The organism is Micromonospora sp. NPDC005161 (assembly GCF_053599855.1).
Genome location: NZ_JBSFYQ010000006.1, coordinates 167935 through 182455, shown reverse-complemented (window position 1 = coordinate 182455; position 14521 = coordinate 167935). Strand labels below are relative to the sequence as shown.

At 71.3% G+C, this 14521-nt stretch carries 14 protein-coding genes; 7 read left to right on the top strand and 7 right to left on the bottom strand.

Features of this window, described 5'->3' with window-relative positions; genetic code table 11:
* Positions 1–27 precede the first annotated feature (27 nt).
* The 3 genes from ACWD5O_RS08625 to ACWD5O_RS08615 all read right to left on the bottom strand — a co-directional run bounded on the left by ACWD5O_RS08625 (position 28) and on the right by ACWD5O_RS08615 (position 3292).
* Positions 28–1854 (bottom strand): glycoside hydrolase family 15 protein, encoded by a 1827-nt coding sequence (locus tag ACWD5O_RS08625; RefSeq protein WP_450084929.1) that lies wholly within the window; start codon positions 1852–1854, stop codon positions 28–30.
* Between the two features lie 34 nt (positions 1855–1888).
* Positions 1889–2365, bottom strand: a complete 477-nt coding sequence (locus tag ACWD5O_RS08620; RefSeq protein WP_450084930.1) for a hypothetical protein — start codon at positions 2363–2365, stop codon at positions 1889–1891.
* 291 nt (positions 2366–2656) lie between these two features.
* Complete coding sequence (locus ACWD5O_RS08615) at positions 2657–3292, bottom strand: class I SAM-dependent methyltransferase (protein ID WP_450084931.1); 636 nt, start codon at positions 3290–3292, stop codon at positions 2657–2659.
* A gap of 95 nt (positions 3293–3387) precedes the next feature.
* Between ACWD5O_RS08615 and ACWD5O_RS08610 the strand changes: the two genes are divergently transcribed.
* Positions 3388–3981 (top strand): helix-turn-helix domain-containing protein, encoded by a 594-nt coding sequence (locus ACWD5O_RS08610; RefSeq protein WP_450084932.1) that lies wholly within the window; start codon positions 3388–3390, stop codon positions 3979–3981.
* On the opposite strand, the gene ACWD5O_RS08605 is transcribed toward ACWD5O_RS08610, so the two are convergent.
* Both ACWD5O_RS08605 and ACWD5O_RS08600 read right to left on the bottom strand, forming a co-directional pair.
* The gene (locus ACWD5O_RS08605; protein WP_450084933.1) at positions 3967–4911 is read right to left on the bottom strand and encodes a PfkB family carbohydrate kinase; all 945 of its coding nucleotides are present in this window, start codon (positions 4909–4911) and stop codon (positions 3967–3969) included. The genes ACWD5O_RS08610 and ACWD5O_RS08605 overlap by 15 nt on opposite strands.
* A gap of 69 nt (positions 4912–4980) precedes the next feature.
* On the bottom strand, positions 4981–7137 hold the full coding sequence (locus tag ACWD5O_RS08600) for an amylo-alpha-1,6-glucosidase (RefSeq protein ID WP_450084934.1): 2157 nt from the start codon (positions 7135–7137) through the stop codon (positions 4981–4983).
* A 227-nt stretch (positions 7138–7364) separates the two neighbouring features.
* On the opposite strand from ACWD5O_RS08600, the gene ACWD5O_RS08595 reads away from it, so the two are divergent.
* The 4 genes from ACWD5O_RS08595 (at position 7365) to ACWD5O_RS08580 (ending at position 10843) form a co-directional block, all read left to right on the top strand.
* The gene (locus tag ACWD5O_RS08595) at positions 7365–7976 is read left to right on the top strand and encodes a hypothetical protein (RefSeq protein ID WP_450084935.1); all 612 of its coding nucleotides are present in this window, start codon (positions 7365–7367) and stop codon (positions 7974–7976) included.
* A gap of 13 nt (positions 7977–7989) precedes the next feature.
* A complete protein-coding gene (locus tag ACWD5O_RS08590; RefSeq protein ID WP_354966820.1) occupies positions 7990–8898 on the top strand; it encodes a hypothetical protein in 909 nt (302 codons plus the stop codon).
* 107 nt (positions 8899–9005) lie between these two features.
* Entirely contained in the window at positions 9006–10304 is a 1299-nt protein-coding gene (locus tag ACWD5O_RS08585) for a D-alanyl-D-alanine carboxypeptidase family protein (RefSeq protein ID WP_450084936.1), read from the top strand.
* A gap of 161 nt (positions 10305–10465) precedes the next feature.
* Positions 10466–10843 (top strand): MerR family transcriptional regulator, encoded by a 378-nt coding sequence (locus ACWD5O_RS08580; protein WP_354966904.1) that lies wholly within the window; start codon positions 10466–10468, stop codon positions 10841–10843.
* A 12-nt stretch (positions 10844–10855) separates the two neighbouring features.
* Here the strand turns inward: ACWD5O_RS08580 and ACWD5O_RS08575 are convergent, their stop codons facing one another.
* Complete coding sequence (locus tag ACWD5O_RS08575) at positions 10856–11569, bottom strand: DUF4386 domain-containing protein (RefSeq protein WP_354966818.1); 714 nt, start codon at positions 11567–11569, stop codon at positions 10856–10858.
* A 105-nt stretch (positions 11570–11674) separates the two neighbouring features.
* Here ACWD5O_RS08575 and ACWD5O_RS08570 point away from each other — a divergent pair, with 105 nt between their 5' ends.
* Both ACWD5O_RS08570 and ACWD5O_RS08565 read left to right on the top strand, forming a co-directional pair.
* Positions 11675–12379, top strand: coding sequence for a TetR/AcrR family transcriptional regulator C-terminal domain-containing protein (locus ACWD5O_RS08570; protein ID WP_354966817.1), 705 nt, complete (start codon positions 11675–11677; stop codon positions 12377–12379).
* Between the two features lie 151 nt (positions 12380–12530).
* Entirely contained in the window at positions 12531–13907 is a 1377-nt protein-coding gene (locus tag ACWD5O_RS08565; protein WP_387326450.1) for an FAD-dependent oxidoreductase, read from the top strand.
* Positions 13908–13948: 41 nt separating this feature from the next.
* Here ACWD5O_RS08565 and ACWD5O_RS08560 read toward each other — a convergent pair whose 3' ends face one another.
* On the bottom strand, positions 13949–14428 hold the full coding sequence (locus ACWD5O_RS08560; protein ID WP_354966815.1) for a heme-degrading domain-containing protein: 480 nt from the start codon (positions 14426–14428) through the stop codon (positions 13949–13951).
* Positions 14429–14521: the final 93 nt, after the last annotated feature.

Sequence of the window (14521 nt, the reverse complement as noted above, 5' to 3'; positions counted from 1 at the left end):
TGTCAGCAGCACGGCGAGGCAAAACCCTCAAAGCGGTAGCTGGCTGTTGGGGGCGTCCCGGATGGCGAGTGCGGCTTGGACGAGCGCGGCGTGGGTCAGCGTCTGGGGGTAGTTGCCAAGATGGGTGCCGGTTGCCGGGTCCAGCTCTTCGGGATAGAGGCCCAGTGGGCTGGCGTAGCCGAGCATGGTCTCGAACAACTCGACCGCCTCGGTGCGGCGCCCGGTGCGGGCGAGGGCTTGAACCAGCCAGAACGAGCAGGGCAGGAACGCGCCTTCGGTGCCCGGAAAGCCGTCAGACCCCGGCGGATAGCGGTAGAGCAGCGGGCCGCCGGCGGAGAGTTGGTCCCGAATGGCGTCGATGGTGCCCTGCACGTGGGGTGACTCGACGCTGTCCATGTTCAGCAGCGGCAGGACGAGCAGGGCCGCGTCGAGGTCCTCCGAGCCGTATCTGCGCATGTAGCTGCCCGCCGTGGGGTCGAAGCCGGATGCCCGGACCTCGGCGGCGATGGCGTCTCGTGCCTTCTGCCAGCGTCGACGTTGGCGGTCTGGCAGGGCGTGCGTGTCGGCGATGCGCAGCGCGCGGTCCAGTGCGAGCCAGCCCATGAGCTTGGAATGGACGTGTTGGGCAGGTTCGCGGACCTCCCAGATGCCGGCGTCGGGATCCTGCCAGCAACGGGCCACCACGTCGGCGAAGCCGCGCACCGCCCGCCACGTCTCGCTGGAGAGCCTCTGCCCTGCCTGTGCGAACGCCCAGGCGGCGTCGGTCACCCAGCCGTAACCGTCGAGCTGGTGTTGCCCGGCGGCGCCGTTGCCGATCCGTACCGGGACGCTGCCGAGGTAGCCGGGCCAGCCGGCCAGGTCCCGTTCCGCCGGCACGTGGCGCCCGTGCAGGGTGAGCACCGCCGGCAGGCGTGGCCGCTCCAGCCGGCTGGCGTGCAGCAGCCACGCGAGGAAACCGTGGGCCTCGTCGGGTTTGCCCACGCTGAGGAAGGCACTGACGCCGATGCTGGCGTCCCGGGGCCAGACATAGCGGTAGTCCCAGTTCCGTATCCCGCCGGGATCCTCGGGCAGAGACGTTGTGGGTGCGGCCACTGGGGCCCCCGAGGGCGAGTACGTCAGCAGCCGCAGGGTCAACAGACTTCGTACGACGTGTTCCCGGAAAGGCAGTGACCCGTCGATGTCGGCTGTCCAGGACCGCCAGCGGTCTTCGTCCTCGCTCAGCAGGTCCCAGGCCGATGCCGGCTCGACGTGGATCAGCGGTTCGCGATGGGCCACGGCCAGCACGAGTGTGACCGGACGGCCCGGCGTGACCCTGATCCGGGTAGGCCGGCCTGGTTCGATGGTGAGCCCGGGTGTGCTGCCCAGCGAGACCGCGAGGGACCCCCACTCACACACCAGGGCCTCGCGCCGGCGCTGGATCCGGGGCCGACGGTGCCGTACACCGAAGCGGGGATCGAACTCGATGACGGCGTCGACCGCCGCGTCAGCGGCCGACAGACGCCGCACGATCAGTGTCGTGGGCAGCAGGCGGCCGCTGACCTCGGTCACCATGGCCTCGGTGAGGGTGAGCCGGCCGCTGCCCACCGCCCATGTCGTCTCCAGGGTGGCGGTGTACTGCCGGTAGCGCCGTTCGATGACCGTGGCTGGCCCGGCCGGGCCGACCCGGAACGTTCCCGCGTCGGCGCCCCCGATCAGCCTGCCGAACAGGGGCTCGCCGTCGAAGCGAGGCACGCAGAGCCAGTCGATCCCGCCGTCACCGGCGACGAGGGCAGCGGTGCGCGTGTCACCGAGCAGCCCGTAGTCGCTGATCGGCGCCGGGTCCCGGGGACAGTTCGTGTCGTTCGCGCCGGTCATGGAGATCGCCGCCGGACGGGTCGTGCGGCGCGGGTCAGTCGGCCTGTAGGAGCAGCCCGAGGACCACCCCGTAGAGCACGTGGACGGCGGCCACGACCGCGGGAGTCTGGATGCCGTAGTTGACGGCGAACAGGCCGGGCGGCTCCAGCACGGCCGTGGTGGTCAGGCCCGCCCGCTGGGAGGCCATGCGCGGGTGTACGCCCGGAAGCAGCGGTAGGAGCACCGTCAGCGCGATCCCGACGTGGATGGTCCCGAGCAGCGCCCCGATCCACCAGGTGGCGCGGTGCAGCAGGGCGAACGTGGCCGCGTAGCCGAGGGCGAAGCCCTGACCGGCGCAGAGGTGGATGAAGAACCCGACGACTCGGGCCCGGTCGGGATCCTCGGTGACGAGGGTCCCGAGGACCAGCGGAAAGTCGAGGCGGGTGAGGCCGGCCAGTTGGGCAGTGGTCAGCGCCGCGGTGAGCACCGCGGTGGCGACCAGCCCGAACAAACCCCATCCGGCCCAGTCCATTTCAGCGGTGCGACCGGGCCTGAACGGCCGGACAGTGGTTCCGAGCCGTCGGCACGCGGCACCGTGACGTTCTCTCGGTCATCGGTCCGTCCTTCGGCTGAACAACGTGAAAGCTCTATGGTCCTGATCTGGACGCCCGCGTCGCACCACCTCGGACGACAGGGGCCGCGCCGGCTTTTCACCATAAGTCACCGGGATACGGCATGTTGCCTGCTCGCCGAGATGGCGCCGGGACGGCGCCCACGGACCGATTCGGGGTGCGACGTTCCCGCGTCGAGGACGCGGTGTTGATCAGGGGCGTCGTGTGGCGCGCACGACGACGTCGTGCAGCGGACCCGCGTGGCCGCCGGGGCCGGTGACCGTGCGGACGTGCTCCTCGGCGGTGGTGATGTCCCACGCGGTGCTGTCCAGGCCTGCGGTGATGTCCGCGAGGGTGACCGATGCCTCGGCGGGAGGGTGGTGCCCGTGCCCGGTGGCTCCCGGGGTGTGCAGGTGCCCGACGATCAGCAGGGTGCCGCCGGGGGCCACCCATGCGGAGAGGCGGTCGTAGAAGGCCAGTTGCGGCATCGCCGGGTGCGCGTAGTGCGTCGTGACTAGATCGAACCGCACGCCCGGGTCCCAGACGGTCAGGTCCGCTTCGACCCACTGCACGCGCTCGGACACCTCGCTGTTCGCCGCGCGCTCGGCGGCGCGGGCGAGGGCTTCGGGGGCGATGTCGACCGCGGTGACATGCCAGCCGTGCGAGGCGAGCCACATCGCGCCGGCGCCGGTGCCGCACCCGGCATCCAGCGCCGTGCCCGGGACCAGGCTGCTGGTCTCGCGGGCCAGGTACGGCTGCGGCGTACTCCCGGCCATCACCGCGGGTCCGTCCCGGTGCGCCTGGTGCCAGTGCCGCTCCCAGTAGTCCTTGTCGAATCCGTGCGTCATCGGGCCACCCCTTCACCGTCTTCGCGTGTCCTTGACGACTGTGGCCGGCAGTCGAGCGATACGCAAAACTTCTTGCCAAATGGCAAAATGGGGGTATGGGCAACGACCTGGACCGCACGCTCGACGCTGTCGGGCCGAGGCTGAAGCACCTGCGGCTCCGCCGCGGCCTCACGCTCACCGACCTCGCGGAGGAGACCGGCATCTCCGCCAGCACGCTGTCCAGGCTCGAGGCGGGCCTGCGACGCCCCACCCTCGAGCAGCTACTCCCGCTCGCTCGCGCCTACGGCGTCACTCTCGATGAGCTCGTCGACGCGCCACCAACCGGCGACCCCCGCATCAACCTGCGCCCCATCGCCGGCGGCGACGGGTCGACCATCCTGCCCCTGACCCGTAGGCCCGGAGGCATCCAGGCCTACAAGTTCGTCCTCCTGACCGGGGCCGACGACCGCGAACCCGACCTGCGCACCCACGAGGGCTACGACTGGGTCTACGTCCTCAACGGCACGCTGCGCCTGGTCCTCGGCGAGCACCATCTCATCCTCAAACCGGGGGAGGCCGCGGAGTTCGACACCCGAACCCCGCACTGGTTCGGGTCCACCAGCTCCGGTCCCGTCGAGTTCCTCAGCCTCATCGGCAAGCAGGGCGAACGCGCGCACGTCCGCGTAGCACCGGGATCAGGCCCCGAGTAGGGGTGCACGGGCGGCCCGAAGCTCGTCTGCCGTCAGGTTCGGCCGCCCGCCGGGATGTCGGACGGTTGCCCCGGCCGCGGCGACGGCGTATCGGGCGGCGACCGGGGGCGGGTCGCCCCGCAGTAGCGCCGCGGTCAGCGCGGCGACGAGAGCGTCGCCGGCTCCGGTGGTGTCCACCACCTTCTGAGCGGCCAGCGGGACGAGCAGGTGCCCGTCGCCCCACTGCTGGTCGCGCCAGACGAAGAGGTTCCCGGCGTCCACGCCGAAGGCGAGCAGCCGCGGCCCGGCCGCCAGGATGTCGCCGGCGGCGGTCAGCAGCCGGTCGATGTCGTCGGTCGGCGCTGCCGTCCACAAGCGTGCTTCGTGCGCGTCGGCGCGGACGACGTCGGCCGCGGCTAGCAACGCCGGGCCGTCGCTGTCGTTGGCCGGTGCACCGTCCAGCACCACAAGCCGACCAGCGTCGTGGGCCAGGCGCGCGGCGGTGAGGGCCGCCACGGGCGGCTGCTGCAACTGCACGAGTACGGCGTCCGCGGCGCACAGCAGCTCCGCGGAGGCTTCGACGTCGGCCGCGGTGAGGAGTACCTCGTCGGTCAGGTGTTGCAGGTACCGCCACCGCCCGGCTCCGTCGAGCGCCTCCACGATCAGCCCGGTGGAGGTGTCGGGCCGGCGGGCCACCTGAGTGACGTCCACCCCGTCCCGGGTGGCCTGCGCGAGCAGGTGGTCGCCGATGTCGTCGTCGCCCGCCACGGCGACCAGCGCCACCGTCACGCCGAGCTGGACGAGCGCTACCGCCTGGTTGGCGCCTTTGCCGCCCAGCATCTCGCGCCGCCCCCGGACGTCGGCCGCCTGGCCGACCTCCGGCCAGTGGTCGATCTCGAGGACGAGATCGCGGGCGAGTTGGCCGATCACCACCGCGCGGGGACTGCTCATGTCGCTGTTCTACCCCGTACCGGTCATGGCTACCGGTTTGCCGAGACGCGTGGCCGGCCCGACGCGGCCCTAGTCGGCGGGCGAGACGCGGCAGTGGGAACCGGTGGCATCGACACTCCAGTGTCGGCCGGCCACCGCCACACGGTGCAGGCCGACCCGTCCGAGTTCGTCGGGGACGTGGGCGTCGGCGAGGAGCCCGTCCTCGCCCGGCTCGAGGCCGAGCATCGTGCGCAGAAACAGCAGGGGCGCCCCGCTGGCCCAGGCCTGCGGGTTGCAGGCGGTGGGGTACGGCACGGGCTGGCGACCGAAGGACCGGTCGTAGCCGGAGAGCGCCTCGGGCAGCCGGTGATCGGAGTCCCGGGAGGCCTCCAGCATCGCCATCGCGATCCGGTTCGCTTCCTTCCGGTAGCCGTAACGGGCCAGCCCCGCGGCGATGATGGAGTTGTCGTGCGGCCACACCGTGCCGACGTGGTAGCCGATCGGGTTGTAGCCGATGTCCAGGGCCGACAGGGTGCGTACGCCCCATCCCGAGAACATCTCCGGAGACATGAGCTGTCGCGCGACCTGTCCGGCTCGATCCTCGGGGACGATGCCGCTCCACAGCAGGTGACCCATGTTCGAGGTCATCGAGTCGATGGGCCGTTTGTCGCCGTCCAGGCCGACGGCGTAGTGGCCGCCCCGTTCGGGGATCCAGTAGTCCCGGTTGAACCTCTCGCGCAGGCCTGCGGCCTCGGCGCGCAGGCGGTGGGCCATCGGGGGGTCGTGCCATGGCCCGTCGGCCAGTTCCGCCATGCGCAGTTTCGCGTCATAGGTGTAGCCCTGTGTCTCACAGGTGGCGATCGGCAGGACGGGAATCGTCCCGTCGGCGTACTGCACACCGTCGGGGGAGTCTCGCCAGCACTGGTTGCCGAGGCCCTGGGTGGAGCGGGTGGCGTACTCGACGTAGCCGTCGCCATCGCGATCACCGTGACGGTCGATCCACCGCAGCGCGGCCTCGGCGTTCTCGCGCAGCCGGCACACCAGCTCGGCGTCCCGGGTCCATCGCCAGTATTCGGACAGGAGGATCAGCCAGAGTGGCGTGGTGTCGGCGGCACCGTAGTAGGGACGGTAGGGCTTGATGCCCAGCTGGCTGAGCTCACCCGAGCGGTACTCGTGCAGGATCTTGCCCGGCTCCTGGTCGGTGAAGTCGTCGAACACTCTGGCCTGGTGGTCGGCCAGCACGATGAGTGCTCCCCGGGCAACCTCCGAGCCGCAGGTTATGGTCTGGTACGCCGTGATCAGCGTGTCGCGGCCGAAGGTGGTCAGAAACCACGGCAGACCCGCGGAGAAGAGGACGACCGATTCGCCGGCGATGGTCTTCTCGAGCCGCATGGACACCAGGTCGATCGCCGACCTGTGGTAGACGTCGCGCAACAGATCCGCCTCCGCGTGCAGACGCGGCTTCTCCGCCGCCCACCGCGTCGACGGGTCCTCCGGCCCATGATCGAACGTCTCGCCGAACCCGCGCACCACGGGCCGGCGGTCCTCCCCGCCGCACCACAGCGGCACACGCAACTCACAGCTCCACTTCTGTCCCCGCTCGAGGCGCAGGTTCCATACCAGGGCATCGCCGTCGACCAGGTCGGGAGGTGGGTCGGCTTCGACGCTCACCGAGGCGGCGTAGCTGCCGTTGCGGTAGTGGAACCCGAGTGCCGAGGCGTCCCGTCCGTCCTGGCGGGTGATGTCCGGGGTGCGGTCGCGGCCGGACTCCTTGATCTCGAACAGGTCGGCGAAGTCGGTGCCGACCGCCAGGCGCAGCCGGATCGATGTCGGCTCGATGCCGAAATAGCGCAGTTCGACGCGCTCATAGAGGCCGTCGCCGACGAAGCGCTGCCGCCGCACGCCGACCCGATTCGCGGGCAGGTGGGGCAGGTCGGCATTCGCCAGGAAGAACGCCGCCGAGTAGGCGTCGACGGTCCCGGAGGAGAGCACCAGCAGCGGTGCGTCGTCGATCGTCAGCTCCCACTGGTTGAGGAACCGGGTGTCGTCGTGGACGAGACCGCCGATCGAGCCCCTCGGCACGTTTCCCGCGGCGTCGGAGAACATGAACGTGCGGCCCTCCAGCACACCGACCGCGTCGGGGCCCAACTCCGGAGGCAGGTCTCGGGATGCGCCGCTGGACACCCGCCCCGCCGACATGTACGGCCACGGATCCACGGGCGTCGGCCGCCGTGATGTCGCGGTCACCCACACCTCCTCAGGTTGCCTGACGTCACCGCACCGGGTTCCCGGCCACACGCAAGTCATCCCGCCGCATTCGCTGCCAGTGGCGCCGCGCGAATGCGGACGTCGAGCGCCGGGTGGGCGGTACGGGCCCGACTGCCCGGTTCGGTCCGGTGACGTCCACCGAACGCCGCCGACATCCGACGATGAACGGGATGGCCCGGCCATCGGCGACCGACGATCATGCCTTCATGAATCCCGCTCCGGGCGCCGTCTCCGCCGATCCGCTCCGGCCCCGCCGAATCTGGTACGTCGTCGCGGCGCTGATCGCCGCCGGCGGTGTGCTGGCCGCCGCGGTGGCGCTGTTCCTCGTTCCGTTCGGGGGTGAACTCGGGCAGCCGGTCACGTCCGGACAGCCGTTCACGGTGCACCTTCCCGAGGGCGGGAAGGTGGTGTGGGCCAAGGCCAGCGGCCCGGACGCACCGGGTGTGAGTTGCGCACCGGCACGGGTGGAGGCCGAGGAGCTCGAGGAGTGGCAGATGGTCTCGATGCGTTTCGACGACCTCACCCTGGAGGCGGACGGCGAACGCTGGCAAGCGGTGGTGCTGGTGGGCGCCAGGCCGACCGGCACGTACACCCTGACCTGCACGGCCTCGGCGGCGGACGGGACGCCGTCGCTGTCGATCGGCGATCCTCCCCGCTTCTACGGCGCGCGTTCGGAGGCGCTGGCCGGGCTGGCCGCCTCGATCCTGGCGCCCCTCGGCGTGCTCGTCGGCGCCGCGTTGGCGGTGGTCGTCGCGGTCCGGCGGCGGGCAGAGCGGGAACGGGCTGGTCACGCTCGTGTTGGCCCGGTCGGCCCGTGACATGATTGCGCCCATGGGTAAGCAGCAGGACGTCGGCGGGCCCGACCGTCAGAGCGGTTCAGGCACCACCAACCATCCTGTGACCGGTGGCAGCGCGGACGCGCAGCTCGCGCTCGCGCAGGACCCCGCCACGCCACAGATGACCCTCATCGATCTGGCGTCGGACCCGTCGGCGGTGGTTCGTAAGGCGGTCGCGTCCCGGACCGACGCACCCGCGCAGGCGCTGCGATCGCTGACCCGGGACGCTGATCGTCAGGTCCGGGAGGCCGTTGCGAGAAACACGTCGACCTCGGTCGGCAATCTCCTGCGTCTCGTCAAGGACGCCGACCGGTGGGTCCGCTGGGCGGTCGCCGGCAACCCGGCCTGCGATGAGTCGGTTCGCCAGGTGATGGCGGCGGCGCCCGACAAGGAGCTTCGCGGTCTCCTCGCGGAGACCCGGGGGTTGGAGCCCGACCTGGCCGCAAGGTTGATCGACGACGTCTCACCCGAGGTACGGGAACGACTCGCCACCCACACCCACGACCCCGACGTGATCACCGCCCTGATGGCCGACCGCACCGCGCGCGTACGCAAGGGGGTCGCCCGCAACCCGCGGACCACCGCCGCGCAGCGCAGCGTGCTCGCCCAGGACCCGGTGGTCGACGTCCGCGCCGCGCTGGTGCGGGCGGTCGAGCTGGACGAGGCGGATCTGGAACGCCTGGTCGACGACCGTTCGGTGCAGGTCCGACTGGCGATGGCGAAGTCCGAGGTCATCCCGTCGCGGATCCGGCACGCTCTCGGGCGTGACCCTGACGAGACGGTGGCCGACGCGGCGCGGAGCTTCCGCCCGGGAGCGGGCAATTCGCCGGTGGTACGGGCGCCACGCGTCGGTCACCGGCGCTCCGGGACCGGCCCGGGTCGCCCGGGCGGCGCCACGCGTTGAGGAGCCGGCGGCCGCGCCGGACCGGTGACCACCGGGCCGAAGCGCGGCCAGCTACGGGCCGACCGGGACTGTTAACCTCCGGGGTTCCATCACGGGGGAGGTACACGATGGGTGGTCCGACGGAATCGCCGACCGAGCATCTCAGCGAGCTGCTCGCAGCGTCGCCGGTCCGGGGCGGCCGGCGTCGCCTGCCGTGGGCGCTGGGCAGCCTGCTGGTCCTGCTGCTGCTCCTCGGTGGCGGGCTGTACGCCGTCGCGCCGCTGCGCGACCCGCTGCCCGCCCCGACGGTCGAGCTGACCCTGCCGGCGTCGATGGCCATTCCCGGTACGGCGCCGCGACTGCCCTGGCCGCGTACGGGCCAGGCGATGATCTCGGTGGACGGGCTCGGGACGATGGGCGCCTTCGGCGGGTCGAAGCGGCTGCCGATCGCGAGCGTGACGAAGGTTATGACGGCCTACGTGATCCTCACCGAGCACCCTCTCGCTGTCGGTGAGCAGGGGCCGAAACTGACGGTCAGTGCCGCGCAGGCGGCCGCGTACCCGGCCGAGAATGCACGCGGCGAGTCGCTCGTGGAGGTGCGGGCCGGGGAGGTGATCACCGAGCGGCAGGCGTTGCAGGCGGTGCTCCTGCCCTCGGCGAACAACATGGCGCGGATCCTCGCGGCCTGGGACTCGGGCAGCGTCGCCGCCTTCGTCGAGAAGATGAACGCAGTGGCGGACGACCTCGGCATGTCCGACACCCACTACACCGACCCCTCCGGCCTCGACCCGGAGACCGTGAGTACGGCGCGGGACCAGGTGATCCTGGCGAGCCGGGCGATGGCGTTGCCGGCGTTCGCCGAGATCGTCAAGCAGAAGCAGGCGACCATTCCGGTGGCCGGCACGGTGCGGAACTACAACGAGCTGGTCGGCCGCGACGGTGTCGTGGGCATCAAGACCGGCTCCACCGACGAGGCCGGCGGCTGTCTCGTCTTCGCGGCGGTGGTCACCGTGGGCGGCCGGAAGCTCCGCGTCGTCGGTGCCGTCCTGGGCCAACCCGGCGCCAACACCCCGGTCCAGCTGGACCGGGTGTTCGCGGTGACCCGGTCGTTGCTGCGCTCGACAGCGGCCGCGCTCGCTGTCCACACGCTCGTCGAGGCCGGCGAGCAGGTTGCCACCGTGCGCGGCCCGCTGGGTGCCGGCAGCACCATCGGCGCCGGCGAGAAGGTCGAGGTGGTCGGCTGGCCCGGCCTGCGGGTACGGCTTGACGCGCAGATCCCCGAGGTGTCGTCGCGGATCGCCGCTGGCGCCGAGCACGGCCAGCTCACGGTCACCGCCGGCGTCGGCGAGCCGGTCGTCACGACGCTGCGGACCGGCGCCGCGATGGAACCGCCGACCAGCTGGGAACGCATTCGCCGCCACCGCTGAGCGTCGGACGAGACGTTCGACGCTCAGCGGTGGTGTGCCGCTGCCGTCAACCGACGGTGGCGGTGTAGAAGGCGCTCGGGGGTCGCCGGCGAGGGACGGCTTGACGTGGGCGCTCCGGAGGTGCAAGCCGTGTGGCCAGCGCCACAACCAGGGTGCGGGACGTGCGGATCGGTGAACTCGCCGCCAGGACCGGCGTGTCAGTGCGAGCCCTGCGCTACTACGAGGAGCAGGAGCTGCTGATCGGGGCGCGCAGTAGCGGCGGCCAGCGCCACTACCCCGACAGTGCCGTCGACCGGGTCAACCTGATCCAGATGCTGTACGGCGCCGGCCTGTCCAGCAGGACCATCCTGGACCTGCTGCCCTGCGTCGACGCGAACGTCAACACCCCGCAGTCCCGCGCCCTGCTCAACGCCGAACGCGACCGCGTCGAGCAGCAGATCACCCAACTGACTCAGGTCAGAGATCGGCTCGACGCCGTCATCGCGTCCAGCGAGAGCCCGGCCAGCGGCTGTACCCGGATGGAGGCCGAAGCGCCGTAGCGGGCCCGGGTCCTACGAGATGGTCTGTGGCGCGGCCTCCGGCTGCCCGCCGGACGGTGCCTGGTCGAGCGCGTGGCCACGGACGCCGCGCGTCAGCAGGTAGCCGATCATCCAGAACTCGCCAACCGTCGCCGGAAGGACGAGAGCGTCGGCGACGGACTGAGCGCCAGGAGCGAGGTATCCGACGAACGCGCTGAGCAGGTATCCGATGCCGCCGCCGACGAGGATGTACCCGAGCGGGCGTGGCATCCAGTTCGAGCGGAGCACGCAGCTGCCCATGGGGATGAGCCACAGGCCGAAGAACAGCCCCCCGACGGCCCACAGGTTTCCGCTGATCAGGTAGAGGAGCTGGACGGTGGCTGCCGCATCGCCGACGGGGTCGAGCGCGATGTCGAGCGCTGTGCCGAGCAGCGCCGCGCTGACGAGGACCACGACCGCGTTGATGAGGCCGAACGCGGCGATGGCGCTGGCGGCGCGTGCGTCCGCGGTGCGGAACAGCCGGTAGAACCAGACGGCGGCGAGGGCCTGGGTGACGACGATGAGCAGTTCGAACGCGACGCCGGCCCGGGCGAGTGCCTCGTGCTGGACCAGATTGTCGAGCGTCGCGCCGGGGTCGTCGGCGTTGAAGAGGCGCGGCCGGATGAGCAGAAAGCCGAGTGCGCCGGAGACGGCCAGGCCGAGGTAGAGCGTCCCGGCTGCGCGGGCGGTACGGGTCAGGGCGGGCATCGTGGCTCCTTCGGGGAGGCCGTACCGGATCGTGGAGTGGTGGTGACTCCCTTACAACGTAAGGCAACCATACGATGTAAGGTGCTGGCAAGAGTGGGGGGACAGATGGCAGCGAAGGCGGCTCGGCAGCCGCTCAACCGTGAGCGCGTACTGTCGGCGGCGGTCGCCCTGGCGGATGCGGAGGGAATCCCGGCCCTGACGATGCGCCGCCTCGCCGGCGACCTCGGTGTCGAGGCCATGTCGCTCTACCACCACCTGCCCGCCAAGGAGGCACTCCTCGACGGCGTCGTGGAGACCGTGATCGCGGAGATCGACGCCGCGGTTGGCCGCCTCTTCGCGAACGGTGACGACGGAGACTGGCGTACGCGACTGCGCGGGCAGTTCCTCGCGGCGCGGCAGATCATGCTGCGTCACCCGTGGATGCCAGAGCTGTTGGGCTCGCGCCGTGCCATCCCCGTCGGCCTGTACACGTACTACGACGGGGTCGTGGGAACCCTTCTCCGGGCCGGGTTCTCGCACCACCTCGCGCACCGCGCGTTGCACGCGTTCGGCAGCCTGCCGCTCGGGTTCGCGCAGGAGATCTTCAGCCCGGCGGCGGGCGCGAGCATGGAGGCCGACATGGCGGAAGCCGACCTGGCCGCGATGGCCTCGGCCCTGCCGCACCTGACGGCCATGGTGGCGACCGAGATGCACGACGGCACCGACCCCACGCTCGGCTGGTGTGACAGCCAGCTCGAATTCGAGTTCACCCTCGACCTGCTCCTGGACGGGCTCGAACGCCTCCGCGGCCAGGCCGCGACAAAGAGCTAATTCACGACAGACTCTGCGTGTCGGGCAATGGCCGAGGCCTGTGCAACGATCGTCGGGCGCCCTGTCGAACAGCCCTTCCCGCCGGCCCGTCCACACTGTCGTGGACCGACACGGGGGAGGGCGCCACACCTCGTACCCCTTGGAGAGCACGATGCCCCTCTCCCCGGCGCGGGTCTTCGCCGCGCTCAATGCCGTGCTGCCCCCCGACCAGGCGTCCCCGGTCATGGGCAAGGCCGTCGTGCTCGGCGGCAGCATCGCCGGACTGCTGGCCGCCCGGGTGTTGTCCGACTACGCGGAGAGCGTCGTCATCATCGACCGGGACGACCTGGAGGTGACGGGCGGGAGGCCCGGCGTGCCACAGGGGACGCAGCTGCACGCGCTGCTGCCCGGCGGCTTCGTCCAGTTCGAGCGCCTCTTCCCGGGATTCCGCGAGCAGGCCCTGGCCCAGGGAGCGATCGAGGCGCCGCCCGCGGCGAGGCGGAACTACCTCGACGGCCGTCTCAAGGTGATCGTCCCCGACGACGCCGACAGCCTGGCGGGCAGTCGCCCTCTCCTGGAGGGGCTGATCCGCCAGCAGGTGCTGCGGCTGCCGAACGTCAAGACGGTCACCGCCCGCGCCACCGGTCTCGTGTTCGACGGCGCCGTGGCGAGCGGTGTCCGCTGCGAGGTCGGCGGGGTTCCCGGGGTCGAGAGCGGCGACATCGTGGTGGACGCCATGGGGCGTTCGAGCAGGCTCTCCGACTGGCTGGAGCAGGCCGGTTGGGACCGACCCGCCACACGGCGGATGACCGTGCACCTGAACTACGCGACCGCCCTGTTCCGACGTCCCGAGGCGGACCCGGCCTCGACGGTCGTGCTGGCGCTGCACACGCCGAAGATGTCGCTGGACGTGGTCGGTGCCGCGTTCTTCGCGATCGAGGGCGGCCGGTGGATGGCCATGATGGCCGGTTACGGGGACAGCCGCCCGGGAAGTACGGCGGAGGACTTCGTCCGTCGGCTGCGGGAGCAGTTCCCACCGGAGTTCGGTGCGGTCGCCGGAAACGAGATGCTGGGCGACGTCCAGACCTACCACCATGCCGACAGTCGCCGGCGGGACTTCCACGCGGTGCAGCGTTTCCCGGCGGGCCTGGTCAGCGTCGGTGACGCCGTCGCGTCGTTCAACCCGGTGTACGGGCAGGGGATGACCGCGGCGGCTCTGCACGCGGCCTGCCTGTCGACGTACCTGCGGTCCGGCCCGGATCTGAGCGCGCCCGCGCGCCGGTACCTCGCCCTGCAGAAGGTCGTGGTCGACGCCGCCTGGTCGACGTCGACCTCCGCCGACCTGGCGTTGCCGCACGTCGACGGCCCCTACCCGCGTGGCTACCGGTTCTCCAACTGGGCCAGCGATCAGATCGTCAGGGCGACCGTCACGGACGTGGCGACCGCGCGACGGTTCAATGAGGTCGTCTCCATGCGCAAGCACCCGCTCGCGCTGGCCGCACCCCGCGTGATCCTGGGCGCCCTGCGCGCCAACCGGCGGGCGCGCTGATCGGTCCGCCCGAGGTGGCGTCACGCGGCCGCCGCGCGCGACTACTGCTGCTGAATCTTGCGCAGGATGTCGACGACGAAGCGGTGGTCGTCCAGCTGCGGAAGGCCGGACACGCCCATCCAGCCGACCACGCCGGTGCCGCGAACACGCAGTGGCACCGCGCCCCCGGCGGCCGCGTAGCGGGAGGCCGGCAGGCCGTACTTCTCCGCCAGCGTCACCTGCTTGTCCTGGCAGAGCCGGGCCATGTACAGCGACGAGTGCTCGAACCGCATCACCACGCGCCCCTTGCGGCGCAGCCACACGTCGTTGTCCGCGGTGGAGCCGGGCAGGCCGCTGTGGAACAGCTGGCGCCCGGCCCGCCACACACCCACCGCGATCGGGAGCCGCTGCTCGCTCGCGGCGGCAACGGCGAGCGTCCCCAGCTCGTACGCGTCCGTCTCCGACAGGCCCGCGAGCTCCAGCTCGCTCTCCTCGCGCAGCAGCTCGTCCAGCGTGGGCCACGGGTCGTGGTCAGATGGCATGCGTACCTTCTCCTCGTCGAGTGGGCGTACCTGCTGATTGTCGCAAACCCGCTGGTAGTGGGTTCGAGGAGGCAGCGCAGCGGACCGTCGTGA